At 37.1% G+C, this 4,468-nt stretch carries 3 protein-coding genes and 1 pseudogene; all 4 read right to left on the bottom strand.

Features of this window, described 5'->3' with window-relative positions; translation table 11 throughout:
* Positions 1–487, bottom strand: a pseudogene (locus HMPREF1505_RS02960) (phage baseplate assembly protein V); the annotation flags it as partial.
* A 551-nt stretch (positions 488–1,038) separates the two neighbouring features.
* The gene (locus tag HMPREF1505_RS02955) at positions 1,039–1,923 is read right to left on the bottom strand and encodes a hypothetical protein (RefSeq protein ID WP_197017492.1); all 885 of its coding nucleotides are present in this window, start codon (positions 1,921–1,923) and stop codon (positions 1,039–1,041) included.
* A 484-nt stretch (positions 1,924–2,407) separates the two neighbouring features.
* Positions 2,408–3,478 (bottom strand): PAAR domain-containing protein, encoded by a 1,071-nt coding sequence (locus HMPREF1505_RS12585; RefSeq protein ID WP_051412301.1) that lies wholly within the window; start codon positions 3,476–3,478, stop codon positions 2,408–2,410.
* Between the two features lie 4 nt (positions 3,479–3,482).
* Positions 3,483–4,468, bottom strand: a 986-nt coding sequence (locus HMPREF1505_RS13265; RefSeq protein WP_036922300.1) for a phage baseplate assembly protein V, incomplete at its 5' end; no start/stop codon positions are given.

Raw genomic sequence — 4,468 nt, 5'->3', positions numbered from 1 at the left:
CGCTTCGGGTGGTAAGACTTTTCTTGTGGTTGGCAGCAAAGCCTCCGCTACCTGTCACTCCGTTAAACAAGCTACCCATAACGTAAGGTCTTGCAGGGTCACCATGACGGAAACCAAGGAGGACTTGGTCGCCTACCTCTGGGATAAATACAAAACCACGGTTGCTCTTTACGTCCTTACTACTACCGCCATCTGGTGTCATTACACGCACCCAACCTGTCTGCATACCATCTGTCTGCCAGTTCATACGCACACGCACACGGCCCTTACCCTGTGGGTCAGCATTACTAAGCACGGTTGCCATCTGTGTTTCAGCCAATGGCATACGCACCTTTGGACTTGGCAGTGCCTTTATCGTTGCGGGGATAGCCGTGAAGCGGTTTTTATAGTAGCTCCCTTGGCTCACCTCGTGGGTTATCTCGATGATGCTGAAGTTACCCAGATTCTTTTTGGAAATATTTCCTATATGCCCCAAGAAAGAATTGTAGACTACAAAATTACCATAGAGTATTGCACAACAACTACTTTCTATCAACAATCATCTAATATAGAAAGCCAAAAGGAATAGGTCTTTTTTACGAGTCTTTATCTGTATTTATTTCACCAAGTCAATAACACCTTTGACGTTTTTTCTCCTGATACTTTATACACGCTACCATTTTCACTCGTATTCTTCTCCGAAACTTGTACATTACCAATACATTCTGTGATGGAGTTGTAATAAATAGACACAGATGATATTACAAAAACTCTAAATTGATGAAATCTGATAGTAAAGGTAGTCGTTACAATCAGTGCATCAGATAGGAGCCTTTTACAAATTTTATTTCTTGGCGAATTCCATATTGTCGAATGATTCAACTATTAACTCTATACATCGTTTGCCTGCTTCCCAATAATAATTATTTAAATTGGGTCTCGGTCCAATTGATTCTATATAACAAATACCACTATTACATTGTATAAGATATGACATAAGAAAAGCTCTGATTTTTTTTTCAGGATATTCTAAATTTCCTTGGATGTACCATACTTTTTCTAATTTTGATTCAGAATATTATCAACTATTTTTTTTTGTATTTTGCATTCAAATTCTGATATATTTTTAAAACGTGTTTCTATGTTAGAGGCGATGCTTTCAAAATTTTCTTTGCTTGTCTTTGTATACAAATATATATTGACTATACCAATATTCTTTCCTTCGTCTTCATGCTTGAGAAGAAAACGAATAGGTTGGGTGGACAAATTATTGTGATTGCTGTCCTTAAACATTTTCCATGATACAGGGAAATAAAATATGAAATTATTTTGTTTGAATTTGAAACTAAAGGGTTGTAAATTTTCTGCCATGTTCCAATTAGTCTTGTTTATCAAATCCCAATTATTTGTGATTTGGAGCATATCGAACATCCTTTCTTGATAATCTTCTTTAAAGCATGATGCTTTTACCATAAAATAATTGGCTCCTGAAAAATCAGGATCATAGTCTTTTAGCACGGTAAAACGAGATATTACACTTTCATCTTTATTTATTGTCTTTTCCGTAAGGATGTCAGCATAGGTTCCCGTTGATGTACCATTAATCTTTCTGTAATGAAGAATACTTTCTCCCATCAGATTAAGTTTTTTAGCAAGCCAATCTGCAGAGTTCATTTCATACCAACAATGTTCATAATATACGGAAACTTCTAACAGCGGACAAGTTTTGTCAATACTAACATATTGCCCGATGTTATTAATATCAAGTCCTTCTATAGGTTGCTTTTCAATCTGTACAGGTTTTACGTCCTTAGGTAGCAGAATCCAATATGCTAATTGTGATTCTACTGTTGTATAGTTACATTTCCAATAACGTTTAATCTGTTCTTCTTTCGAATAAGATTGTTGGATAGGAAACATTTCTTTATTATTTATATCATTCATAAATCGTTTCTATAATAAGAACTTTACAATATACAGTAGGAGAGCCTCCTTTAGCTAAACATACATCCTACAATTAAAATTATACACCCTGTTAGATAAATGAATCTACCCCATTTTATGAATAAAGATTTGAACTTATCTATTACTTGAATACGTTCCTCATTCATGACAAGACCATTGTATTTCACATGGAAACTCATCATAACCTTAATGAGGAAATTTACAAGAGTTTCCATTATAATGATATTTAAACCTACCATAATAATGACAAGTATAGAATGGTAGAAATCATGGCACACATCCATCATTTCCGTACCATACCTTACGGCTAAAACTAAACTAAGCGTATACATTATACATGCACCTAAAAGGCATACTAGATAATAGATTAGTAATTTTTTACCATGATATTTCTTGTACATCATTATCAATAAGATATAAAATACAAAGACTAACATGATGAATAAAATAATTCTCATATTTTTTACCCTCCAATTATTACAGTTGAACTTCCCGTTAAAACGATTCCATCTTTAGGTGCAATAAACCCTAATACATTACTTATATATTCAGCAGCATTTGTTATGAAATTTGTTATTGGCTTTAATGATAAAGTTACTGACAAATCACATTTTAATCCAAGAATCAATGCTAAATCTCCACCTACATTGATATGTGCCTCTAAATCATCAAAGTCTAAGTACCAGCCACCCTTTACTGACGCATCAGCAGCCACAAACGGAACTTCTACATTAGCTTTAACATTTAGAATTCCTAAAATATCTGCCGTACCGTCTGTTCCTGCTCTTGCGACATCTGCTTTTGCACCAAGCTCCGTTTGCATTCCTATTCTTTTTTCTTCCCAATTGGCAATATACTCTCCTTTGGCATTTGCTTCTGCATAGCCAACATCTGCATATCCTGCTGTATTACCATATAATACACCCTCTTTCCCAATATGTACATTTGCTTCATGATGTAGCCCTGTAATACCAGCCTCTGCTTCAGATCCGTATACCCCATCACCATAAAGACCTGCCTTTATTTTACCGTGTCCAACCGAGTAACCAACACCAACACCAACTCCACCGTTACCTTCTCCAAATGGCTCCCAATTTGGAGAATTGTATTTTGTATCTAAAATAAGAGGAGCATCAAAATTGAAAGTATCATATATGCCATTAGCGTTCTCATCAGTCAAGCTTCCTTGTACTCCAAATGCTCTTACATAACTATCATTAGAATAATTCTGATTGGCAAGCATTGGCTCAAATAAAATGTTTTCTTGTGCAGCCTTTACACCTACTGTTGGAAGAGCTTGTACACCACAAATTGTTTCATCACCTATTTTTGCTGCAGGTTTGCCATTTATAAGAACAGATGTTGACCCTCCCATGATGATACCACTTCCATTATGGAATGCTGACGGACATATAAAGCCATCCCCCTTCCTAGCAGCAGGATATCCATCTATTAATACATTGTCACTACCTGTATTTATAAGACCAGAATGTCCTGCTATATCAATTCCCTTTCGAGCAGCACCTTTCCCCATTATATTATGAATTTAGCTTGATTAACTTACCCTTTATATTCACAAATTTTTGTCCATTTATATGAATAACTTTCCCAGAATGCACATTAATAACATTCTCACTGTTTAGTTGTGTCATTGTCTTACTATGTAAAAAAGCTAGAGTAGGATACAAACGCAAATAACTTTCTCTTACATTAATTTCTGTATTAACTTCTGCGTCTATTTTATATTGTTTGCAGCTAATAGTTATATTGCCATCTGCTGACATTATAATGCTGCTATCGCCAACCTTAAATGTAATACGCTTTTGTCCTTTTAAATCTATAACGCCTTTGTTATCCATTGTTAAAGCCGACATAGGGGGACTATCTTTTTTCCCTCCAACATTAATCTTGGCTATTTCCCCAGAATTAACAGTATGAGAAATTTTAGATGTTATAGATAAATTTCCTCCGCCATCAAAGTTCATGCTTACACCGCCTTTATCGTGTAGGGTTACGCTACCTGCAGAGTCATCAAGTTTGAGGGAACTACCGCTTCGTGTGGTGAGACTCTTGCAGTTGTTGCCTTGACCACCGCCACCACCAGTCGTTCCATTAAACAAGCTACCCATAACATAAGGACGGGCAGGGTCACCATGGCGGAATCCGAGGAGGACTTGGTCGCCTACCTCTGGGATAAACACAAAACCACGGTTACTCTTTACGTCACTACTGCTACCGCCATCTGGGGTCATCACACGCACCCAGCCTGTCTGCATACCATCTGTCTGCCAGTTCATGCGTACACGAACACGGCCCTTACCCTGTGGGTCAGCATTACTAAGCACAGTTGCCATCTGTGTTTCAGCCAATGGCATACGCACCTTCGGACTTGGCAGTGCCTTTATTGTTGCAGGGATAGCCTTGAAGCGGTTTTTGTAGTAGCTGCCTTGGCTCACCTCATGGGTTATCTCGATAATGATAAAGTTACCCAAGCTCTCTTCTGATAGGTTCCCTACACGTTCCA

Source organism: Prevotella sp. ICM33, assembly GCF_000517825.1.
Taxonomy (GTDB): domain Bacteria; phylum Bacteroidota; class Bacteroidia; order Bacteroidales; family Bacteroidaceae; genus Prevotella; species Prevotella melaninogenica.
The sequence above is the reverse complement of the archived record's forward strand: the minus strand, read 5'-3'. Positions and strand labels throughout refer to the sequence as shown.

Excerpts from the sequence above, each read along its gene's own strand:
- HMPREF1505_RS12585 (WP_051412301.1), bottom strand. The coding sequence starts at position 3,478 with ATGGGGAAAGGTGCTGCTCGAAAGGGAATTGATATAGCAGGACATTCT.
- HMPREF1505_RS02955 (WP_197017492.1), bottom strand. The coding sequence starts at position 1,923 with ATGAATGATATAAATAATAAAGAAATGTTTCCTATCCAACAATCTTAT.